The sequence below is a fragment of the Spirosoma sp. KUDC1026 genome, assembly GCF_013375035.1.
GTDB lineage: Bacteria > Bacteroidota > Bacteroidia > Cytophagales > Spirosomataceae > Spirosoma.
Genome location: NZ_CP056032.1, coordinates 5053296 through 5075312, shown reverse-complemented (window position 1 = coordinate 5075312; position 22017 = coordinate 5053296). Strand labels below are relative to the sequence as shown.

General features: G+C 52.2%; 21 protein-coding genes and 1 pseudogene. 6 read left to right on the top strand and 16 right to left on the bottom strand.

Annotated elements, in window-relative coordinates; all coding sequences use genetic code 11:
- Nucleotides 1-314 precede the first annotated feature (314 nt).
- Nucleotides 315-2381: a methionine--tRNA ligase gene (metG, locus tag HU175_RS21275; RefSeq protein WP_176568486.1), complete on the bottom strand. Its 2067-nt coding sequence runs from the start codon at nucleotides 2379-2381 to the stop codon at nucleotides 315-317.
- 142 nt (nucleotides 2382-2523) lie between these two features.
- Here metG and HU175_RS21270 point away from each other — a divergent pair, with 142 nt between their 5' ends.
- The 4 genes from HU175_RS21270 (at nucleotide 2524) to HU175_RS21255 (ending at nucleotide 6168) form a co-directional block, all read left to right on the top strand.
- Entirely contained in the window at nucleotides 2524-3555 is a 1032-nt protein-coding gene (locus HU175_RS21270; RefSeq protein ID WP_176568485.1) for an NAD-dependent epimerase/dehydratase family protein, read from the top strand.
- A gap of 119 nt (nucleotides 3556-3674) precedes the next feature.
- Nucleotides 3675-5078: a tetratricopeptide repeat protein gene (locus HU175_RS21265; protein WP_176568484.1), complete on the top strand. Its 1404-nt coding sequence runs from the start codon at nucleotides 3675-3677 to the stop codon at nucleotides 5076-5078.
- Nucleotides 5079-5203: 125 nt separating this feature from the next.
- Nucleotides 5204-5569: a DUF2200 domain-containing protein gene (locus HU175_RS21260; protein ID WP_176568483.1), complete on the top strand. Its 366-nt coding sequence runs from the start codon at nucleotides 5204-5206 to the stop codon at nucleotides 5567-5569.
- Between the two features lie 182 nt (nucleotides 5570-5751).
- Entirely contained in the window at nucleotides 5752-6168 is a 417-nt protein-coding gene (locus HU175_RS21255; RefSeq protein WP_176568482.1) for a hypothetical protein, read from the top strand.
- A gap of 124 nt (nucleotides 6169-6292) precedes the next feature.
- On the opposite strand, the gene HU175_RS21250 is transcribed toward HU175_RS21255, so the two are convergent.
- From HU175_RS21250 to HU175_RS21180, 15 genes and pseudogenes are all read right to left on the bottom strand, one after another.
- Nucleotides 6293-6520: a type II toxin-antitoxin system MqsA family antitoxin gene (locus tag HU175_RS21250; protein ID WP_176568481.1), complete on the bottom strand. Its 228-nt coding sequence runs from the start codon at nucleotides 6518-6520 to the stop codon at nucleotides 6293-6295.
- Nucleotides 6517-6753: a DUF4258 domain-containing protein gene (locus HU175_RS21245; RefSeq protein ID WP_176568480.1), complete on the bottom strand. Its 237-nt coding sequence runs from the start codon at nucleotides 6751-6753 to the stop codon at nucleotides 6517-6519. The genes HU175_RS21250 and HU175_RS21245 overlap by 4 nt, the downstream gene beginning before the upstream one ends.
- 49 nt (nucleotides 6754-6802) lie before the next feature.
- On the bottom strand, nucleotides 6803-10441 hold the full coding sequence (gene dnaE / locus HU175_RS21240; protein ID WP_176568479.1) for a DNA polymerase III subunit alpha: 3639 nt from the start codon (nucleotides 10439-10441) through the stop codon (nucleotides 6803-6805).
- A 12-nt stretch (nucleotides 10442-10453) separates the two neighbouring features.
- A complete protein-coding gene (locus HU175_RS21235) occupies nucleotides 10454-10792 on the bottom strand; it encodes a type II toxin-antitoxin system RelE/ParE family toxin (RefSeq protein WP_176568478.1) in 339 nt (112 codons plus the stop codon).
- Nucleotides 10782-11003, bottom strand: a complete 222-nt coding sequence (locus HU175_RS21230; protein ID WP_176568477.1) for a hypothetical protein — start codon at nucleotides 11001-11003, stop codon at nucleotides 10782-10784. Before HU175_RS21230 ends, HU175_RS21235 begins: the two co-directional genes overlap by 11 nt.
- Nucleotides 11004-11089: 86 nt before the next feature.
- A pseudogene (locus HU175_RS25150) lies at nucleotides 11090-11203 on the bottom strand (PHP domain-containing protein); the annotation flags it as partial.
- 213 nt (nucleotides 11204-11416) lie between these two features.
- Nucleotides 11417-11614: a DUF4177 domain-containing protein gene (locus HU175_RS21220; protein WP_176568475.1), complete on the bottom strand. Its 198-nt coding sequence runs from the start codon at nucleotides 11612-11614 to the stop codon at nucleotides 11417-11419.
- 104 nt (nucleotides 11615-11718) lie between these two features.
- Nucleotides 11719-12705 carry an amidohydrolase family protein gene (locus HU175_RS21215; protein ID WP_176568474.1) on the bottom strand — a complete coding sequence of 329 codons (987 nt, stop codon included), beginning with the start codon at nucleotides 12703-12705 and terminating at the stop codon, nucleotides 11719-11721.
- 31 nt (nucleotides 12706-12736) lie between these two features.
- Nucleotides 12737-13048: a hypothetical protein gene (locus HU175_RS21210; protein WP_176568473.1), complete on the bottom strand. Its 312-nt coding sequence runs from the start codon at nucleotides 13046-13048 to the stop codon at nucleotides 12737-12739.
- Entirely contained in the window at nucleotides 13045-14370 is a 1326-nt protein-coding gene (locus tag HU175_RS21205) for an acyclic terpene utilization AtuA family protein (protein ID WP_176568472.1), read from the bottom strand. Before HU175_RS21205 ends, HU175_RS21210 begins: the two co-directional genes overlap by 4 nt.
- A gap of 42 nt (nucleotides 14371-14412) precedes the next feature.
- Nucleotides 14413-15708 (bottom strand): CitMHS family transporter, encoded by a 1296-nt coding sequence (locus tag HU175_RS21200; RefSeq protein ID WP_176568471.1) that lies wholly within the window; start codon nucleotides 15706-15708, stop codon nucleotides 14413-14415.
- 12 nt (nucleotides 15709-15720) lie between these two features.
- Complete coding sequence (locus HU175_RS21195; RefSeq protein WP_176568470.1) at nucleotides 15721-17745, bottom strand: alpha/beta hydrolase domain-containing protein; 2025 nt, start codon at nucleotides 17743-17745, stop codon at nucleotides 15721-15723.
- A 75-nt stretch (nucleotides 17746-17820) separates the two neighbouring features.
- Nucleotides 17821-18591, bottom strand: coding sequence for a hypothetical protein (locus tag HU175_RS21190; protein WP_176568469.1), 771 nt, complete (start codon nucleotides 18589-18591; stop codon nucleotides 17821-17823).
- 72 nt (nucleotides 18592-18663) lie between these two features.
- Nucleotides 18664-19401 carry a molybdate ABC transporter substrate-binding protein gene (modA, locus tag HU175_RS21185; RefSeq protein ID WP_176568468.1) on the bottom strand — a complete coding sequence of 246 codons (738 nt, stop codon included), beginning with the start codon at nucleotides 19399-19401 and terminating at the stop codon, nucleotides 18664-18666.
- Between the two features lie 74 nt (nucleotides 19402-19475).
- Entirely contained in the window at nucleotides 19476-19967 is a 492-nt protein-coding gene (locus HU175_RS21180; RefSeq protein ID WP_176568467.1) for a molybdopterin-dependent oxidoreductase, read from the bottom strand.
- Between the two features lie 179 nt (nucleotides 19968-20146).
- Between HU175_RS21180 and HU175_RS21175 the strand changes: the two genes are divergently transcribed.
- Both HU175_RS21175 and HU175_RS21170 read left to right on the top strand, forming a co-directional pair.
- The gene (locus HU175_RS21175; protein ID WP_176568466.1) at nucleotides 20147-20641 is read left to right on the top strand and encodes a hypothetical protein; all 495 of its coding nucleotides are present in this window, start codon (nucleotides 20147-20149) and stop codon (nucleotides 20639-20641) included.
- Nucleotides 20642-20674: 33 nt separating this feature from the next.
- On the top strand, nucleotides 20675-21994 hold the full coding sequence (locus HU175_RS21170; protein ID WP_176568465.1) for a serine hydrolase domain-containing protein: 1320 nt from the start codon (nucleotides 20675-20677) through the stop codon (nucleotides 21992-21994).
- Nucleotides 21995-22017 lie beyond the last annotated feature (23 nt).

Sequence of the window (22017 nt, the reverse complement as noted above, 5' to 3'; positions counted from 1 at the left end):
GCGTAAACCAGTTCACTTTTGTGAGCGAATACGCGACGTAACGTTGGTGAAGGAAACGAGGATTTGGCCGCTGTTTGGGTTGTCGTTACGTAGGATTAGCGTGGAGACCTTACACCAGAATACGAGAACAGCTTGAGCAGGTATATGTTCTGTATAGTGGGGAATAATTACCCCCTCCTAAAAACAGGAGGGGGTGATTAAAAAGGTCATTTCTGCTTGTTCCCCTCCTGTTTTAGCCGGGCCGCCGGTGCGGAGGGGGCAGGGGGGGGTAGAGCAAACCCTTACAGGATTACCTATGATGAGTATTTCGTCGATTACGACACCGTGCCGCCGTTCCAGACAGCATCGCCGGGAGCGATGAGTGCTAGTTTGCCGTCGCGGTCTTCGGCCATTAGAATCATACCCTGCGATTCGTGGCCCATCATCTTACGGGGTGCCAGGTTCGCCAGGAACGTCACCTGCTTGTTGATCAATTCTTCGGGCGCGAAGTGCTTAGCAATACCGCTCAGGATTTGCCGACCACCCATGCCGTCGTCAACTTTCAGTTTTAGTAGCTTGTCGCTTTTTGGAACACGTTCGGCTTCGACGATGGTACCAATCCGAATATCCATCTTTGCAAAGTCGTCGTACGTAATTTCCGACCGCAACTCAGGTACGGTCTTGGTAGCTAGTTCATTCATGCGTTTGGCATCCAGTAGTTTCTGGATTTGCTTATTAATCTCGTCGTCTTCGATTTTAGCGAACAGCAGTTCTCCTTTGCCCAGTTCGTGCCCTTCGATCAGCAGATCGGCCCGGCCCGCGTCGATCCAGGTAAAGTTGTCGGTAATGTTAAGCTGACTACGTAGTTTTTCGGCCGTGAACGGCAGGAATGGTTCGCAGACAATGCTCAGGTTTGCCGAAATCTGCAGCGCCAAATTCAAGATCGTGTTGGCACGTAATGGATCCGTCTTGACGACTTTCCAGGGCTCTGTTTCGGCTAGGTACTTATTGCCAAGTCGAGCCAGATCCATCAGGTGGCCCAGTGCTTCCCGGAATTTATACTGGCTGATGGCCTGCCCGATGCGGTCGGGGAAGAGCGCCAGTTCATCCATAACCTGAAGGTCGTAATCCGTATGTTCACCGGCAGCAGGCACTTTACCATCGCAAAACTTCTGCGTCAGTACTACGGCCCGGTTCACGAAGTTGCCGAATATGCCGACCAGTTCCGCGTTGTTACGGGTCTGGAAATCCTTCCACGTAAACTCGCTGTCTTTAGTTTCGGGCGCGTTGGCCGCCAGCACGTAACGCAGGACGTCCTCTTTGCCGGGCAGTTCCTCCAGGTACTCGTGCAGCCAGACCGCCCAGTTCCGCGACGTACTGATCTTATCGCCTTCCAAATTCATGAACTCATTGGCGGGCACGTTATCGGCCAGAATATATTTGGACGAAGACCCTTTGCCTTCAGCCATCAGCATCGCTGGGAAAATGATGCAGTGAAAAACGATGTTATCCTTGCCGATGAAGTGCACCAGCTTGGTCTGCTCATCGCGCCAGTACAGTTCCCAGTCGCGGCCCTGTTGCTCGGCCCACTCCTTGGTCATCGAAATATAGCCGATAGGCGCGTCGAACCAGACGTACAGCACTTTGCCTTCGGCGTCGGGAAGGGGTACTTTGATGCCCCAGTCAAGGTCGCGGGTCATGGCACGGGGACGTAACCCTTCTTTCAGCCACGATTGGCACTGCCCAAATACGTTGGTTTTCCACTCGGTATGGCTGTTGACGTATTGTTCAATCTCGGGTTGCATCCGGTCGAGCGGCAGGAACCAGTTCTTGGTCGATCGCATGACAGGTTTCGAGCCGGACAGCGTGGAGTGCGGTTCGATCAACTCGGTTGGGCTGAGTGCCGTACCACAGCGTTCGCACTGATCGCCGTAGGCGTTGGGGTTCCCGCAAACCGGGCACGTACCAACGATGTAGCGGTCGGCCAGGAATTGGTTGGCCACCTCGTCGTAATACTGCTCGGTCACTTCTTCGATAAAGCCGCCCTGGTCGTAAATCTTAGTAAAAAACTCCTGCGATGTTTCGTGGTGGATAGGGTTGGAGGTGCGGGAGTAGATATCGAACGAGATACCAAAGTCGCTGAACGACTGCTTGATCTGCGTGTAGTATTTGTCGACAACTTCCTGGGGCGTAATGCCTTCCTTCTTGGCCTTGATCGTGATAGGAACGCCGTGCTCATCGGTCCCGCTGATGAAGGCAACATCCTTACCCGTCGAGCGAAGGTAGCGAACGTAAATATCGGCGGGCAGGTAACAACCCGCCAGGTGACCGATATGAATCGGTCCGTTGGCGTAGATGAGTGCCGCCGTAACGGTATAGCGTTGGGGATTTTCTAAAGACATGGTCCGGTAATTGGAACGCAAAATTAGCAATTCAGACCCGAAGGTTGTTATGTTTACACAAACAGCTGCGTCAGGTTATGATGGAGAACAACACACCCGCTACGAATAATTTCCTGAACTGGGTCGAAATCAAGAATATACAGTGACCTCATCCTTACCTAAATCGGTTTTCATTACTGGTGCGACCGGATTCATTGGCTCGCATATTGCCCGGCGCTATCTGGCCGAAGGGTACACGGTTTGTGCACTGAAACGGCCGGAGAGTAGCTATGGGATGCTCTCCGACGTAGCCAACCGGATCTCCTGGCACGAAGGTGATGTGCTCGACATCCCGTCGCTCGAACTGGCGATCTTGCCTGACATGGATGTGATTCATACAGCGGCAATGGTGTCATTCGTGCCGAAAGACCGTCGGCAGATGGAGCGGATTAACGTTGAAGGGACGGCTAATATCGTCAACGTATGTCTGAAAACAGGCGTCCGTAAACTGGGTTATCTGAGTTCCGTAGCGGCATTGGGGCGGCCGGTGGCGAAAGGAGAGAAGCCAATGAACGGAACGCCCGTTGTCATTGACGAAAACCAGAAATGGGAGGAGTCGCCCAATAATTCGGCCTACGCGCAAACCAAATACCGGGCCGAACTGGAAGTCTGGCGGGGTATTGCCGAGGGGCTGAACGCCGTCATGGTCAATCCGTCAATCGTACTGGGTGCGGGCGACTGGACCCGCAGCAGCCTGCAACTCCTTAAATACGCCTACGACGAAAAGCCATTCTATCCCGCTGGGCTAATGAACTACGTCGATGTGCTTGACGTAACCGACGCCCTGTTTGGGCTCATGCAAAGCGACATTACGGGACAGCGCTATATCCTGAACGGGGGCACCATTCCCTATCGTTCCTTGTTAGAACAGGTAGCTACCATACTGGGTAAGCGACCGCCGTCTATTCAGGTACCCCCCTTGCTCACGCAGGTGATGTGGCCCCTGGAAGCAATACGGTCCTGGATAACCGGGAAAGCGCCCCTGATTACCCGCGAAACGGCCCGGTCGGCCAGCTCGTTGTACCAGTTCAATGGACACAGGATTGAGCAGTTGCCTGGTTTTCAATACCGACCGTTGAGCGAGACGCTGCAGCGGGTCGCCGACGCCTTTAATCAGTCGCCAGTAGGAGCATAAAAAGTTGAATCAGGGGTTGGAGTTGTGTTTTTTTAGATTTACATTTCTATCAAAGAAGGATAAACCGCGTCAGTTGATGCGGCCCCTATCCGCCCTACATTTTTCGTAAAGGAAACAGCATGGAGCAAGAGTTCGAAGAACGTGAAGGCGATAATAAAGAGGCAATCCAGCGTTTTGAACAGATGTTGGACCAGCAGCAAAGTCAGTTTTTCGACCTGGATGTCTATGAACAGTTAGTTGAGCATTACCTCAACCGTGGTGATCTGGACAAAGCCTTAAAGGCAAGTGAAGCCGGTCTGGAAAACTTTCCGTATGCGCTGGAACTGATGCTGGATAAAGCGCAAATCCTGGCTAATTACCAACGCTTCGATGAGTCGCTGGATTTATTAGAACAGGCCTATTTATTCAATCCCGGTGATCTGGACATACCCTTTATGCAGGGCTCTGTTCTGAGTATGGCCGGACGCTATGAAGAGTCGGTGCAGGTACTGGAGGAGTTGCTCGACCGGGCCGATGAAAAAGATGATATTCTGTTTCAACTGGGGCAGAGTTATCAGAATTGGGGTAAGTATGACGAGGCCATAACGCAGTACAAAAAATCGATTGCGCTGAACATTAATAACGAGAACGCGCTGTACGAGCTGGCGTTCTGCCTGGACGTAACGGGTGAACTGGAAAACAGTTTGTCGTATTACCAGCAGCTGATCGATCAGGAGCCGTATTCGTACAATGCCTGGTATAACATTGGTATCGCTTACAGCAAACTGGCGCGTTACGCCGAAGCTGCCGAAGCCTACGACTACGCCATTATCATCAAGGAAGATTTCGCGTCGGCGCATTTCAACCTGGGTAACACCTATATGAACCTGGGGCTGTTCGAGAAAGCCGAAGCCTGTTACCGCGAGACGCTGAAATACGAAGAAGCCACGGCCGATACGTATTGTCACCTGGGCGCTAGTCTGGAGAAGCAGGATAAGATGACCGAAGCGATCAAGGAATACCGCGAAGCGATCCGGCTGGATACTATGTGGGACGAAGCGTGGTACGGTATTGGGGTGTGTATGAGCACAGCGGGTAAATGGTATGAGGCTCTGCCATTTCTGCAGAAGGCCATCAAGCTGAACGACCAGAATGGGGAGTACTATCTGGCTTTAGCCGAAACGGAATACAAAATCGGGAACGTACTGGCCAGTCTGGAAGCGTTTGAAAAGGCAGCCGAAGTAGACAGTCACAATCCTGATGTGTATTTAACCTGGTCGCTGGTAGCCTTCGATCAGGGGGACTACGCGCGGGCCAATGACGTGATTCAGATGGGTCTGGAGGACATGCCGAAAGAAGCGGACCTGTACTACCGCTCGGCGATTTACCTGATTCACGCCGGGCAGTATCGCCAGTCGCTGATTCAACTGGAAGCAGCCCTGATGCTCGACTACGACGCGCACGTTCAGCTGTTCGAGTTCTTTCCCGAACTGGAAAAGCAGAAAGCGCTGTACAAAATCATTCAGCAGTACAAGAAAGACTAATCAGGTTTTATAATGGTAATACTTGAGAAGCCGCTGCCTATATTGGTAGCGGCTTTTTGCTTACACTGCAGAGACTGAAGTAGTACGAAAAATACCGAGGTTGATATCCAGATTACTTTATAGATATGAACGATTCAGATAAGCATAACGAACGTATGGCAATGCTGAAATTCTCCTCAGTATATCCCGCCTATCTCTCAAAAGTAGAAAAGAAAGGTAGAACGAAAGAAGAATTGCAGCAGGTCATCGAATGGTTAACTGGTTTCGATGAAAAAAAGCAGCAGGCACTGATTGATGAACAAGTTACGTTCAAAACGTTCTTTCAACAGGCTACATTGAACCCCAACACACACCTCATTAGTGGTGTAATATGTGGGTATAGGTTGGAAGATATCGAAAACCCATTGACACGACAGGTGAGGTATCTGGACAAACTAGTCGATGAGTTAGCGAAAGGCCGCAAAATGGAAAAGATACTGCGAACGGAATAGCACCCGCATCACCGACTATCTCAATGTCTATAAACCCTACTTCGGATGGGGTTCAGGCCATACCATCGTAACGGCTGTTTGTGATTCGGGATGAAGTCGTAGCTAACGGATTATTCGAACGAAAACAGCGTACGTTGTTAGCGAGTTAACGACTTTAGTTCAGTCATGGGAAAGTAAATACGATGACAAAATCCGTATCAGCGAAAATGGGTATCAGGGCAGGGGTGCGGACTCTACTGGTTAATGCGCCCGGTGATGCTGTTGATGCTATCGAGCTACCAAGCCTGGCTATGGAGACGAGCCGGGAGGGCGAGTTCGAGTATATTCATCTTTTCGTGACAAAACAGGTCGACATGCACGAGCACTTTTCAGCTCTGATGAATAGTCTAGCCAAAACTGGTGCGCTTTGGCTCTCCTGGCCTAAAGGGGGCAAGATGAGTACTGATCTGTCGCTACCCGCTGTCATAAAAATCGGGTACGATTATGGCCTGGTTGAAAGTAAAACGTTGAGCATCAACGAAACCTGGTCGGCTATAAAGTTTACGTGGCCGAGGGAAGGAAAAGTATACCAAAACAGCTTCGGGAAACTCAGATCATGAGTTTCCCGAAGCTGTTTTGGTACGTTTGATGATTACGCCACCTTATAACTGACGCCTTCCAGACTATCCAGCCCGCGTAGCAACGTATTGGCAGGTGGTACTTTCAGCGTGCGCGATGGTGTATTTAAGCTGCTTGTAAACGAATTACTTCCAGTTCTGCTCCTTTCATAACCGCATCCTGTGCCTGAGTAAGCAAACGACTGGTTACGTCCGAATCGATGTAGGTTTCTCCACAATTCGGGCAAACCTGGGCTGGCACTTCTTTAAACACAATGATGGAGCCATCCCGCTCCAAGGTAATCGTTGTAAATCCTGCTTCTGGTTCTCCGACTTTACAGATCAGACAAGTCATTTCTTCTTTGTTTTAAAGTCAGCATTCCACATGAATACGCTTGGTTCGTAAGCCGTTACAACAAAACAAATTCCGCTTTCGTTTCTGGCGACCACCACGTGAATCGGCCGACCATTTACTACGTAAAGACGCAATGAACTTGGATAGGGCTTATCGGTTGGATAAGCAGCTACCTCTTCTCCCTCCGCAATCACCTGCTCGACTTCATACGGCGATATAGCTCGTTTAAACATCTGTTCTACAGCGTGAAGTCGATACGTTATTTTCTCGCAATCCATCTATCTACGCCACTTTATAGCTCACTCCGGCCAGGCTGTCCAGTGCATTGAGCAGGGAGTTGGCAGGTGATACTTTCAGCGTGCGCGATTGCAGGCTGATTTCCAGCCGCTCGTCGGGGTCTACTACGTTCAATGACAGGTTGCAGGTGCCGGGGTGGGCGTTCATCAGTTCGTTGATCTGGCTGATCAGCTGTGCATTCAACACGTCCAGCGTGAGCGACACGCGCAGTTCCTTGCACATCTTCTCCCGCATCTCGTTGAGCAGCCGGATCGATGCGGGTTTGAACTCCAACTGGTCGGAGTTCCACTTGTTCTGCGTTTTGCCGGTAATGTGCAGGAAGCGACCCACGTCGACGTACTGACCCAGCCGCACGTAATCGTCGCCAAACAGCGCCAGTTCGATGGATGTGTTGTAATCTTCCAGCTTGAACAGACAAAACGGGTTACCCGTCTTGGTCATGCGAACCTGCATCGACGAGACAATACCGGCAACTTTGATTTCGGGCGTTTTGGTTTCGTAGAGTTTATCGAGGGTGCAGTTACAGAAGCCTTCCATTTCGAGCCGGAACTCATCGAGCGGGTGGCCGGTGATGTAAAAGCCGACGACTTCTTTCTCGAATTTGAGCTTTTCGATCTGATTCCAGCCCGGCACCGTGGGGGGCTTGGGACGAGCCAGCATAGGTTCCCCACCCATCATGGCACCAAACAGCGACTGCTGCGCGGCTGCTTTCTCGGCGTGGTAGTTGTTACCGTAGCGGATGATTTTTTCCAGGAATGGACTGGTCTCGGTCGGTGGTAAGTCGAAATACTGCGCCCGGTGATAATCAGGCTCCAGCGCGTCGAAAGCCCCGGCATACGCCAGCGATTCGAGCGTTTTCTTGTTCACCGTCCGCAGGTTGACCCGGATAATGAAATCGAACACGTCTTTGTAGTCGCCCCCAGCCGCGCGTTCTTCGATGATGGCTTCCACAGCCGCATCGCCCGCCCCTTTTATACCGGCCAGTCCGAAGCGGATTTCACCCTTTTTGTTCACGCCAAATACCCGTTCCGATTCGTTGACGTCGGGGCCGAGTACGGGAATGCCAATGTTCTTACATTCTTCGAGGAAGAACGTGATTTTTTCGATGTTACCCAGACAGCTCGTCAATACGGCCGCCATGTATTCCGACTTGTAATAGGTTTTGAGATACGCCGTCTGGTAGGCGACGAAGGCGTAGCAGGTCGAGTGCGACTTGTTGAAGGCGTACGACGCGAAGGCTTCCCAGTCGGTCCAGACTTTTTCGCAGACTTTCAGGTTCAGTTTGTTGGCCGCGCAGCCGTCCATGAACTTGCCCTTCATCTTGTCGAGCACGTCCTTCTGCTTCTTACCCATCGCCTTCCGCAAGACGTCGGCGTCACCCTTGGTGAAGTTGCCAAGTTTCTGCGACAGCAGCATCAGCTGCTCCTGGTAGACCGTAATGCCGTAGGTGTCAGCCAGATACTCCTCCATCTCGGGCAGGTCGTATTTGACTTCCTCGCGGCCGTGTTTCCGGTTAATAAAGGTCGGGATGTACTGAATCGGGCCCGGACGGTAGAGGGCGTTCATCGCAATGAGGTCCTCGAAACGGTCGGGCTTGAGGTCCTTCATGTACTTCTTCATGCCGTCGGATTCGAACTGGAAAATAGCGTTGGTTTCCCCGCGCTGAAACAGTTCGTACGCTTTCGGATCGTCGAGCGGAATGTCATCAATATCGGTTTCGACGCCGTTAATAATCAGGCCACCGTGGTTTTGCTTGATGAGCCGCAGACACTCCTTGATGATCGTGAGGTTGCGCAACCCCAGAAAGTCCATCTTGATAACCCCGGCGTCCTCAATTACCTTCCCCTCATACTGGGTAATGATGAGGTTGGTATCTTTCGAGGTCGAAACGGGGACGATGTTGCTCAGATCGTCGGGGGCGATGATGATTCCGGCCGCGTGAACGCCCGTGTTCCGCACCGTACCCTCCAGCCGACGCGCCTGTTGCAGCACGTTCTGTACTTTCTCGGTATCGATGAGTTTCATCGTCCGCCCCACGCTTTGGTCGCCCGATTCGAGCGCCCGCATCCGCCGGACGTTCTCGACTTCCTCCGGTTGAATCTGATTCGCCAGCCCGCCCGGTCCTTCGATGGGATCTTCGAAAATCCGGCGCAGCGTCATGTTGTACGTCGGCTTGTCAGGCACCAGCTTGGCGAGGGCGTTGGCGTCGGACAGGGGTAAATCCATCACCCGCGATACGTCTTTGATCGCCGATTTAGCCGCCATCGTACCGTAGGTTACGATAGCGGCTACCTGCTGCTTGCCGTACTTCTGTACGACATAATCAATTACCCGCTGCCGGCCTTCGTCGTCGAAGTCCGTATCGATATCGGGCATCGACTTCCGGTCGGGGTTGAGGAACCGCTCGAACAGCAGGTCGTATTTGATAGGGTCGATGTTGGTAATGCCGATGCAGTAAGCCACCGCCGAGCCAGCTGCCGATCCCCGGCCCGGCCCGACCATCACGCCCAGATCGCGCCCGGCCTGAATGAAGTCGGCAACGATCAGGAAGTACCCGGCGAAGCCCATCGTTTTGATAGTAAACAGCTCGAAGTCAAGCCGTTCCTGCACATGACTTTCAATTTCGCCATACCGTTTTCGCGCCCCTTCGTAGGTCAGGTGCTTCAGAAACTCCCATTGGTTCGCTACGTCGTCGGTATGCAGTTTAAACTCGCTCGGAATCGGGAAGTTGGGCAGCAGGATGTCGCGTTTCAGCTTCAGCGTCTCGACCTTACTGACGATCTCATTAGTGTTGTCGATCGCTTCGGGCAGGTCGTGAAACAGCGTCGTCATCTCCTGCGTGTTCTTAAAGTAGAACTGATCGGAGAAGAAGGCAAAGCGCGTGTTTTTGGGCATCGCTTCGTCGTCACTGAACTCCTTCATCGACGGGGTGCTCTGCTTTTCGCCCGTGTTGACGCACAGAAGAATGTCGTGCGCTACCCAGTCGTCGCGGTCAACATAGTGCGAATCGTTCGACGCGATGATTTTGACGTTGTATTTCCGGGCAAACTTAACCAGCACCTCGTTGGCCTTGATCTGGTCAGGAATTTCGTGCCGCTGCAACTCGACATAATAATCCTCGCCGAAGCGGTCGAGCCACCACTTGAACTCAATTTCGGCAGCTTCCTCGCCCTTTTTCAGGATCGTTTTCGGCACAATAGCCCCAATGCAGCAGGTCGTCGCAATCAGTCCCTCCTTGTATTGATCAATGAGTGCTTTCGTGACGCGCGGATACTTGCCATACAGCCCCTCCATGTACCCCAGCGAGCAAAGTTTCGCCAGGTTTTTGTACCCCTGCGGGTTCTTCGCCAGTAGCAGCTGGTGATAACGAATATCTTTCTGTTCCTTCGTGAACTGCTTACGCGTATGGTCGTCCACGACATAAAACTCACATCCGACGATAGGCTTGATACCCTGCTTACTGGCTTCGGCCACGAACTCGAACACCCCGAACATATTGCCGTGATCGGTGATCGCGACGGCGGGCATGTTGTCGCCTTTAGCCTTTTTAATCAGCTTCTTGATGTCGGCCTGCCCATCGAGCAGCGAGTATTGGGTGTGGGTGTGGAGGTGGGAAAACTGCATAGGATTCTCAAGCTATTCTGACAGATCAGCGATCATAGTTAGCAACGTATCTTTGTTGATGCTGCTGTCTTCGGATTTGTCGTAGATGGTAAGTAGATAAATGTCTGTGCGGTCTTCGTATTCTGTGAGCAGATAACTTATAATCCGAAAACCACCACTTTTTCCTTTTCCTTTACTTTTCACCGCCAGGCGAATTTTATACAGCCCCGATCCAAGCGGTTGTCCCATGGTTGGTGACTTTGTCAGGTCGGTAATAAGTTCGTCCAATTCACCTTCCAACGAAGCAAATTTTTTGCTGAATCGTTTATATCGTCTTTCAAAACGAGGAGTCAGTATTACATCATTTGGCATCGTTCATTTCCCGCTTGAGATCGGCAAACGTGCGACGGGGCAGTTTTCCTTTCCGAATCAACTTTACTTCATTCAGTCCCTGCTCAATGTCTTCCATCAACGAGAAAGGTTTTTCAGCTTCATCCTCGCTGTTGATGAGCAGTTTAAGTTCCTGGCGAATGCGCTTAGGCAACACTTTATACTGCTCGTAGATGATCTGGGCGGTAGTCATGTGTATCTGAGATCTGAATTTTTGAGTCAAAATAATGCTTGGTGTGCGTTCGAAGAAAGCTGTAACAGTATCCTCGAATCACTACATACCTTACCGTGGTCGGTGATCGCGACGGCGGGCATGTTGTCTCCTTTAACCTTCTTAATGTCGGCCTGCCCGTCAAGCAGCGAGTATTGGGTGTGGAGGTGAGAGAACTGCATGTAGTACCGTTGTCTGAACCGGATGCTGCCAGGTTTTCTGATTGCTCAGATGACCGCTACTCCGGGTGATTAGCTGGATTCACGTTGATAAAAATAGCTGAATCCACTGGGTCAACGGGTATGCAGTAGTCAGAAAATTTACAACAGTTTCGCAATCGATTGATTCTATACGAGTTGCCGCTTCTTACAGGCGAAGCCTGCAGAGACCACTCGCTACGGCAATTCGCGTTTCAAGACAAACATCAATGCTTTCACACCAGTCCCGGAAATGTCGGTATCGACTGCCGACACGACTTCCCACCCTTGGCGCCCTAATTCATTAAGTGTATCGGTTAATTCCTGGGCGTCAATCTTGATGCTCCAGAAACTATCTGGCGTTACGTGCAGAATACGGTGTTCGAACTTTCTCATGTGGTTTTTTAGTGGCTGGATGTTACGTCTGTATTTTGTACGCATCTGCGTACGATTTCAATGATATCTTCCGGTTGTATTTTAGAAGATAGCTTTTCTGCTCCCTACTTGAACTTGCTGGCATCCAGCCGGAAGAAGCGGACGGCGTTGTTGAACATGATATCCCGTTTCTGTTCAAACGACAGATAATCGGCGTTTTCGATGATGCTGATCGACGTTTCAAACAGTTTGGGCCAGACCATAAAGTCAGTTCCGTATAGAATACGTTTGCCGAAACCAGCTTGTACCAGCCGTTTGAGATAGGCGTGAATTTCGACCTGGGGATAGCTCCAGATGAAGCCCGCCAGATCAACGTAGACATAGGCATTGGCACCCATCAGAGCAATCATTTCGTCGGCCATGGGGTAGCCTGCGTGCATCACCCAGATCTTTAGCTTGGGATGCTTGGCTAATAAATCCTCCAGCAGAAACGGCCGCCCCAGCGACGCCCGGTACTTAGCCTGGGTGAGGTTTGCCATGCCGTTTCCGCCCGTTCCCATGTGAATGCCCACTGGAATATTCAGCTTCTCAGCCGCGGCAAAATAGCCATCTAGCGACGGATCGCTAGGAGACAGGCCCTGATACTGGGGAGCCACTTCACCCATCACTTTGTAGAAACCGGACGACAGTGAATCGGTGAAAGCCTGTACGCTCATTTCGTTCGGGGAACTGACGCCAATGCCGGGAATAACGCGATCCGGGGCCGCCTTCTTCCACTGCCGCAGAATCGTTGGGTCGCCGTAAGCCACAATGGTCATGTTCAACCGCTCCATGGTGGCCAGTACGGCCTCCTGCATTTCCTTGTCGGACTTGGCTGGTTGCAGTGGGTCGACGCAGGTAGCATTCAGGAAGGCGCGCATCTGTTGATTCGGGTCTCCGCCGGGCATGTCTTTCAGAAACCAGGGACACATTTCGATGGCAAAGCCAGGATTCACCTTCATGGCGTGGACGTGCACGTCGATGATGGGTAATGGTCGGCGGGGCGGTTCGGTCTGGGCCAGGGCGGCAACCGATAGAAACAGCCCAGCCGTAAGGGCAGCAAGTGTTTTCATAGAAACAGGTTGGTTAAGAAACATAGAAAATTCAAACGGTTAATTGCATTTCCAGCAACGCATAGCTCAAACTCTTGCCGTGCGTATCCATTGTTAATGACGTCGTTACGCCACCAGTGAGCGCCTGCTGGCACACAAACTGGAGCGCAGGCAGGTTAGGTAGTTCATACCGCGTAATCTCGCCCGCCACAATGGCGCTGAGGTGTTGTTTAACCACTTCAGCTGTAACCTGCATTTTGAGCAGTTCGTAATCGTCCGCGTTATACGGAATCAGGGAAAGCGTCAGCGTATTGCCCTTGTCCCCTGCCCGGCTGTGAGCAATATCATATAGCTTGATTGTCATGATTGTAAGACCGTAACGTGGGGAGTTAGTTGATGGCGATCAATAAGCGTCGAAACAATTCCGACAACTTCGTGGACGTATTTTCGGGCACCTCCACCACCGGCTGGACCATTCGTGTAGAGCGCTTCTACCTCTTCACCAACGAGGGCCGCCAGTTGTGCCGGCGTAGTGCGACCCGCAACCCGTAACCGGATTTCATACGGGGCTGGATTGTGCCCAAAATTAGTTCGGTGGACGGACGTACTACCAATGTAATCGATACGTAAGTCGCTGAATCGATCCTGCAGCCGTTCCTGGATGATGGTTCCGGCCAGTTGAGCCCGGTCCAGGGCGTTTGCCCCCGCGTACGAAATTTCGCCCTCGCCAATATAACCACCGTCGTAACCGACACTCACTTTCAACGTATTGGGTCGGGTAGTGCCCCGTCCGCCGGTCGCCTGAACCTGATCTGGACCAACTTCTTCCAGCGATACCTGCGTAAAATCGGCCACTACGTCGGGGGTGATATAGCGGCTCGGGTCCATGACTTCGTACAACAACTGCTCTTTGGCCGTTGCTACGCTCAGACGGCCACCCGTGCCTGCTACTTTGCCGAATACGGCCCGCCCGTTTGCCGAAACGTCAGCGAAAGGATGCCCCAGATGCGCCATGTCCGGGATCGCTTTCGGACCGGCGGGGTCAGCGAAGTAGCCGCCCGTGAGCTGACCGGCACACTCCAGCAAATGCCCGATAACCGTTCCCTGGCCGATCAAGTCAGCGTCGTCCAGCGACCAGCCAAATTCATGCACGAGTGGAGCCACGAACAGCGATGGATCGGCTACGCGGCCGGTAATCACGATGTTTGCGCCCGTAGCCAAAGCGGGGAGTATAGCATCGGTACCTAAATACGCATTGGCTGAAATCAGCATACCAGACGCTGACAATGGGTTCCCCGTTTCCAGCGCGGACTCGTTGCCTGTAAGCTGCGCAAACACATCGTCGCCCGTCACAACGGCTACGGTGACCGGAATAGTCAGTCGCTGAGCAATCTCGATTATTTTCTGACCAGCCGCCAGCGGATTCGCGGCTCCCATGTTCGTGATCAGGCGAACGTTATTCGCAATCAGATGGGGGAGTAACAGGTCAATCCGGCGTTCGAGCAGTGGATCATACCCTAGTGCCGGATTCTGGCGCTTCCGTTTCTGGGCCAGAGCAATTGTGCGTTCGGCTAAACACTCCAGCACCAGATAATCCAGTTGGCCCCGTTGCGCCAGAATAACCGCCGGTTCAAGCCGGTCGCCGGAAAAACCAGCTCCGCAACCAATGCGAATCGTTTCTTTCATAGTTGGTAACGGTCACCGCTTTACTCGATGAACCGGGAGAGTTTATAAATGAATGGAGCCAGTCAGCAGAGCCGCCAGCGTCATGACCAGCGTTGTGCCAAACGCCCATTTGAGAATAAATCGCTGGTGATCGCCCAGGTCCACTTCCGCCAGGCCCACTAGCAGAAAGGTTGAGGCTGTTAGCGGACTGACCGGAAAGCCAACTGTCATCTGCCCCAGGAGCGCAGCCCGACCAATCTCCAGCGGATCGATCCCAAATTGCGTAGCCGTCTGACTCAGGATCGGTACGACGCCAAAGTAATACGCATCGGGCGTAAACAGCAGACTCGCGGGCATACTCGTAACGGCCGTGAGCGTAGGCAACCAGGCTGCGTGCTGTTCGGGAATGAGCGACACCAGCGACGTTGCCATCGCGTCGATCATCTTCGAGCCGGTCAGGATACCCGAGAAAACCCCGGCGGCAAAAATCATGCTCGACACCAGGAAAATATTGTTGCCGTGCCCCCGCAGGACTTTCTGCTGATCGGGCAGCTTCGGATAGTTAACCAGCAGGGCAATCACAGCCGCTACGATGAATAGCGCCGAAGCCGGTACCCAGCCTTTCATCAACGTAACAATCAGGCCGATGGTTAGCACGGCGTTGATCCAGAATAGTTTGGGACGACGTAACGCTTGTTGCTGCTCGGTCAGGCTGTCGTGGTGGGCGTAATTCAGGTCGACAATACCCAGCCGTTTCCGCTCCTGCCGACCAAACCAGTAGGCCACGAACAGCACCCAGGCAATACCCGCCAGAATAGCCGGAATGTTGGGGTTGAACAACTGCGTCGCGTCGGTCTTTAGCGTCGAAATCGCCCGCGCCGACGTACCCGACCAGGGAACGAGGTGCAGCGGACCAACGCTGAGCGCGACGATACCCGGCAGGATCAACCGGTTGATGTTCAGTTGTCGGTAGATGGGCAGAAAGGCCGACATCACGATCATGAACGTAGCGGTACCGTCGCCGTCGAGGTGCACGATCATGGTCAGAATAGCGGTACCCATAATCACTTTCAGCGGATCCCCCTTGACGTATCGGATGATACCGACGACGATGGGGTCGAACAGACCAGCGTCGAGCATAGTGGCGAAATACAGGACGGCAAACATGAGCAGGATGCCCGTTGGGGCTACCTGCTTGATTCCCGCCAGAATCATTTCGCCCAGTTCTTTAGGGGTAAATCCGGCCAGCAGACCCATTACCAGGGGTACCAGCACCAGCGCCGTAATGACCGACAGCCGCTTGGTGATAATCAGGGCGAGGAACAGGCCAATGGTGGCAAATCCCAGAATCGACAGCATAGGGTACGGTGGTTAATGTAGACTATTATTTTTTTGTGCCATCTCAACATCTGCCCTGGCATCGTCGGGGAGCATAAATCCCTCACGAACGAGTTCGTCGGCGGCTTTCCGGACGGCGGCTACGTAGGCGTCATGGGTGCCGTAACGCTCTTCGAGAGAGAGTCGTGGATCGCCGGCGGCTACTCGTTCAGCCTTCGTTTTTTTGAAGGGGATAAACATACCGTTCAGCGACGCCAGATCGCCCTGACCGTAACCCGCCCGCCGTACTGCCCAGCCGGTATACGTACCCAGCGGGACGCGCATGGTCGTATTTCGTATACCAGCGATTTCATTGCCATCCTGATCTACTTTAGGCACCAGCACCGTGTACACATTCTCCCGGATTGGCTGCGGAGGTTCTTCGGTGACAATGCCCGTTACGTGGTGCATGTCGTAGGCAGGCCCAAAGTTGAGGAGTGGTACGTTGTTGAACCGACCGTTGTAGACTACACCCGGAATGGCCGGCCAACCTACGCTTGTCTTATCAGGAAGTACCAGCGTCTGGGCTTTGAGAGTTGGATAGACGCTGGCGGGGGGGCGTTTGTCGACCATTACCCACTGCTCCAGCGCAATCAGCAGGGCGCGCAGACCGGGTTGGTAGGGGTTATGGTTCATCGAAAATCCAGTCGTTGGGTCCACGGCGCCGTTAGGGGTATGCTGCGTCCCGGCGAACAGATAAATCCGCACATTGTCGGGAATAGCCAGGTCCTGTTTCCCAGCCGGATCGGTCGTGGGCAGCGATGCCCGTATCTGCCGGTACTCCGACGAGCTAAGCGTCTGCATGATTTTAGGACAGTTGCCATCGGGCGAGCAGGTTTCCAGAATGCCGCCCGTGATGCCCGATACCGGGTCTTTTGTTACCTGCCAGGTAAACGGGGGCTCGTTGCTGGGATAGAGGTGGTCTTCACGCTGCAGGCCACCACCGCCCGGTCGGCCGAATCGAACGTTCAGGGAAATGCGTCGGGTGGCGATGTGAGCATTGATGCCGTCGAAGACTCGTTTCCCGGTTTCGTCTGTGTTGAAGCCTAACTGTAAAAATGTACGGGTGAAATTACTGCATTGCGAAATCCCCTGCATGATAGTCGCCCGGATAGGTAAAGTTTTCGGACTGGTTGCTAGTGGATTGCGGTTACCAACTTCGTCAGTCGTGTTTGTTCGTAAAAACGACGTAATGTCGCGGATGGCGGCAAAGCCCAGGCCCAGTACCAGCGGGTCTTTGGCCGTGTACACTAGCTCGTAGATGTAGTTTGGGTCGAAGCCGTCTTTGAGTGAGAGTTTTGTCGTGCTGGGCGTACCGGGAAAGGGTTTGCTGGTACAGTCCGCGAACGCCCAGTCGCTGTTGGGGATAGGTTCCCGCGGGTCGGCTTCGTGCACCCGTCGAGTCAGGATCAGACCTGTGTTGTCGAGTGAAACGGTCTCGTAACTGTGATGCGTTGCGCCACTAAACGGCCCACTGCTGAGTGTCTGTGTTTTGGCCGGGGTCGTTACCTGAAATTCGGCGCGGAGCTTTCCCGTAATTGGCTGGCCGTTCTCTGTAGCCACCGGCACTTTAATCGTCAGGCGCGGCCAGCCCGACCACGATTCGCCGGGGAGTACGTCACCCTGCCAGGCACCCCAGACGTATACGTATCCCCGCTTAAGCAATACCGTATCGGCCGGAAAGGGGTTGCCCCGGTTGGGTAGGCTCAGAAACAGCAGCCCGTTACTCTTACCCATATCTTTCGGGCGCAGAATAACAAAATCGGATACGTATTCCACCAGACCCCGACCGTTACGTGGGGCCAGTCGCAGGTCCTGAATGATTCGGTTCTGAGGCAGATTGGGATCTACTTCGCCAAACGCCTGCCCTGATACCTTCTCGTAAGCGCCCGCATTTCCGAATTGTCGCCCATCGGCAAATGACTCAGTTTTCTGCACAACCAGCCGGACAATTTTCGCCTGGGTTGTTAGGGGGAGGAGGAGGGTAAAAACGAGGAGGTAGGGGCGAAGGTGGTTCATTCAAAAGCAGATAAATAAAGATCCAGACCAAACGAGTATGAAAATTTAACCTAGAGGCTAGTACTGCTACTCATTTTAGATGAGACTTTCTTGTTGAAAATCTGCTTGTTTTCTTATTATCGATATTAATTCATTTGCTCGGGGCCTGTATCCTCCTTTTCTGCACAACGCTCGAGGATGACACATTTGGTATGAATGAACTGGTAAGAGGTTATTAGTGATCAAACGATCTAATTTAGTCGATTCAGTACTTGAACGTTCTAGTTTAACCTCATGATCTGATTCTTCATAAGGCTTGTTCTTTTGCCAATTGTAGTAGTTTAAGTGCCAGTTGTAGAAACCATCTTTGGTCATTATCAACACTAAATCTGGTTTTACAATAGCTATTTCGTTGATAAGAAGATTTATGAAAAGCTGAACAAGCTGATCAAATTCCTTGCCGGTTGGTCTCCTTTTACCAACATCAACTTTTGAGATGTTAGTCCATAAAGTGGCCTTCATGAATTCACTCTTATCAATGCCAAACTCTTGACTAAGCCCTTCTCTAAACCACCAGAAGGGAGAGTTATAGTGTTTATTGGATTCGTATACATTTTTATACAGTTCAATAGATGGGATTGGGCTATCAGATTCATTGAAATCTTCCCAGCCATACGTTTCTCTGCCTACAAACAGAATTTTATGTGGAGCGTGAATGTACTCATCACTAACGTGCATAAAGAAAGGTTTAGAAACACCCGATTCCCATTTACAACTTTTGATAAGCTTGTTTATCTCAGGAAGATACTCTGTGTATAAAGTTAGCAGGGCGCTGTTCATGGAATCAGCAGATAAGGAAGAGAGCATACGGTCGTGGATTTATCTACATCAGCAATATAGATAAAACCACCAGCATAGCGCAAAATATTCCAACTCTATCTATGTCCGGTACCCAAACTGCAGCAAAATGCGCCGGGCCGTGGCGCTACGTAAGAATTGAATGAACTGCTGGGCGGCCTTGGGTTGTTGAGTACGTTTCAGGACAACGACGCCCTGCGCGATGGGCGAATACCCCCGGAGAGGCAGGTCAATCCAGTGGCCACGTTGTTTCAGACTGGGATCGAGAACAACGGATTTGGCCGTGATGCCGACCTCAGCCGCACCGGTTAGAACGTATTGATTGACCTGCGAAATGCTTTCGCCATACACAATTCGGGGCTGTACCTGATCGAACAGTTTTTTGTGTTTCAACAGCGAAACAGCTGCTTCGCCGTAGGGGGCCGTAGCCGGATTGGCGATGGCAATATGACGGACGGCTGAACGTTTCAAAACGGTCAAATCGGCAGAAAGTGGTAGCGTACCCATGGTCCAGAGTACCAATGAACCGTAGGCATACACAATAGGGGCCGCCGTAGTAAAACCTTCTCTGTGTAACGTAGCGGGATAAGCCATATCAGCAGATAGGAAAATGTCATACGGCGCTCCCTGCTGGATTTGCGTCGTCAATTTGCCCGACGAACTGACGATGGCTTCTACTTTAACACCAGACTGCTTCTGGAAAGCATCGCCCAGTGATTTCATGACGAACTGGGCGTTGGCTGCCACCGCCACGCGGATTGACTGCGCCTGTAGGCCGGTGGAACAGAGTAAGAGAAGAAAAAGTAGCTTTTTAAACATAGAAATGCGGGGCGAGCCGGAGGACTTTGTGTGCTGATACGTGCCGGTGAGCCAAAACAACGTCAGAAGGAGGTCTACTTCGCGAATCGAACGTCAATGGACGTAACCTTCCGAATCCAGCGGGTGGGCTTTTTCTCGTCTGGAACAATGATCCTATAAGGCCCTGCTTCCGCTGGTAGGGGCATTCCGTCGACGCTGTCGGCCAGGAGGATCATCCGGTTGGTAAATTCCGGATCAAGCTCGGGTAAAGAAAACAAAGCTTTGTATGAATCAGCGGCTGTAACAATCACGTATTTAGCCAGGTTTTCGCCCCGGAGTTCACCGCCGGTGCTGGCTCCGGCTTGTTTCAGCAGATCGACCAGCGGGATACCCGCGTAGCTGTGTTCCTTGCCATCGCGGTCTTTTGCCGTTACGGTCGTATGCGGCATCGCTTTCAGATCAGCGGGCTGTAGGGTTAGCGATTTGGTTACCTCGCCGGAAATGGTGATGGGTTGCGCATAGCTGCTGGCGGCAATTAGTGCGCCTAGAAACAACAAAGTAAACCGACTCAATGAAGAACGGGACATTCAATAAATCGTTATATTTATTCAAATATAACGATTCTGGATTCTGACAGATGTTTATGCCTGAAAAAGCAAGGCAATGGGTCAAAAAGCGAGTGAAATACGCCTTTTCTTGTAGGTTTATACGTCGGAAAGCGCTTTTTGCGTTTGGTAGACAAAAGCATCTTCACTGATTACTACTCATGGCTTCCAACCCGCTTATTGTTTCGTTTCGTAATGTATTCATCGCCCTGCTTGTGATTGGCTCGCTGGCTACAGGCTGTAAACGGCTTGGTTCGGAAAGTGACGTCGATCCCCGCGAACAGTATCTGGGTACGTATTCGGGTGGGGCTCAAATATCGACAAACGTGGGTGGGTTTGAGTATAATCCCGAATCGTATTCGATGGTTGTTACTGTTACCAAGGCCGCTAACGACAATGAAATTTACCTGGACAAAAATTATAACAATGGTGCATTAACCGAGCGCGTAACGGCGCAGCTAACCGGTACCACATTTAAAGTAATTGACAAAACACGGAACATCATCCGGGTGAATGGAAACACGCAGGTAGAAGGCGACTACAGTTCGCAGGGCGTATTGGAGAATAATACGATTGCCATGACCTCTGTTACCGAAGCCCGGCAATCGGGGGCGGTCGTGCGACTGGTTGAATCGGTCAATGCAACCAGAAAATGACGTACTTTAGTTGCGGCTATAGACCTGTGCTTCATGAAAACAGTTTTTCTAACCGGCCTTCTGGCCGGTTTTTTTGTTACGGCTTCGGCGCAATCGCCCATTACGTCGGCCGTAAATTCCAATGCCAGAACCACCCTGCAACCAGCCTCGGCCGAAAGCGTGGATATGAGTACTGAGCGGCTCCAACGGATGGACGCTGTTATCAACGACTACATCGCCAAAGGACGGCAGGCGGGTGTCAGCGTGCTCATTGCCCGTCATGGTAAAGTCGTCTACGAGAAAGCCTATGGTCAGGACGATATGGAGGCAAAAACACCGTTCCGAACGGATGCCATTGTGCGCGTTGCTTCCCAGACCAAAGCCATTACGAGTATCGGTGCCATGATGCTGTTTGAAGAGGGAAAATTCCTGCTCGACGATCCGGTGTCAAAGTACATTCCTGCTTTCAGGAAACCCAGCGTACTGGACAAATTCGACCCCAAGGATTCGAGTTACACGACGGTACCAGCCAAAAGCGAAATCACCATTCGGCAACTGCTGACGCACACGTCGGGAATCAGCTATCCGGTGATTGGTACCAAAGAGATGAGTGCTATTTATGCTAAAAACAACATTCCCAGCGGCATTGGTACCCCGAAGGGAACTCTGGCCGATGCCATAACCCGACTGGCTACGTTGCCCCTGGCGCACCAGCCCGGCGAGCGGTGGACGTATGGTCTGAGTGTTGACGTGCTGGGTTATCTGATTGAAATCTGGTCGGGGCAGTCGCTTGATCAGTACCTGCGTACCCGCGTGTTCGAGCCGCTCGGCATGAGCGATACGTACTTCTACCTCCCTCCGGCCAAGCAGAATCGGCTGGCGGCTCTCTATACCGAAAATGCCGACGGAAGCATACGGCGGCAGATGGGGCAGTCGGGTGTGTCGCCGGATTATCCGAAGACATCAGGTACTTACTTTTCGGGCGGGGCGGGGCTATCGTCTACGATGGCCGATTACGCCAAATTTCTGCAGATGTTGCTCAACGGTGGCGCTTATAAAGGGAAACGATTGCTGAGTCCTACGACAATCAAGCTGATTACGTCAAACCAGATTGGTGGGCTGAACCAGGGACCCAACAAATTTGGGCTGGGTTTTGGAATTATTGCGGAGCATGGGGCCACCGGATTGCTGATGACGCCGGGTACCTACGAGTGGGGCGGTTTTTTTGGGACAAACTACTGGGTTGATCCCAAAGAGGATCTGATTGCCCTGATCTACACCCAGAAATCCCCGAATCGTTACGGCGATCTGCTCGATAAATTCCGGGTGCTGGTGTACCAGTCGATTACGCAGATGAACGAGCCCGGACGGTAGAAGGCGCGTGCACCATGCTTTGT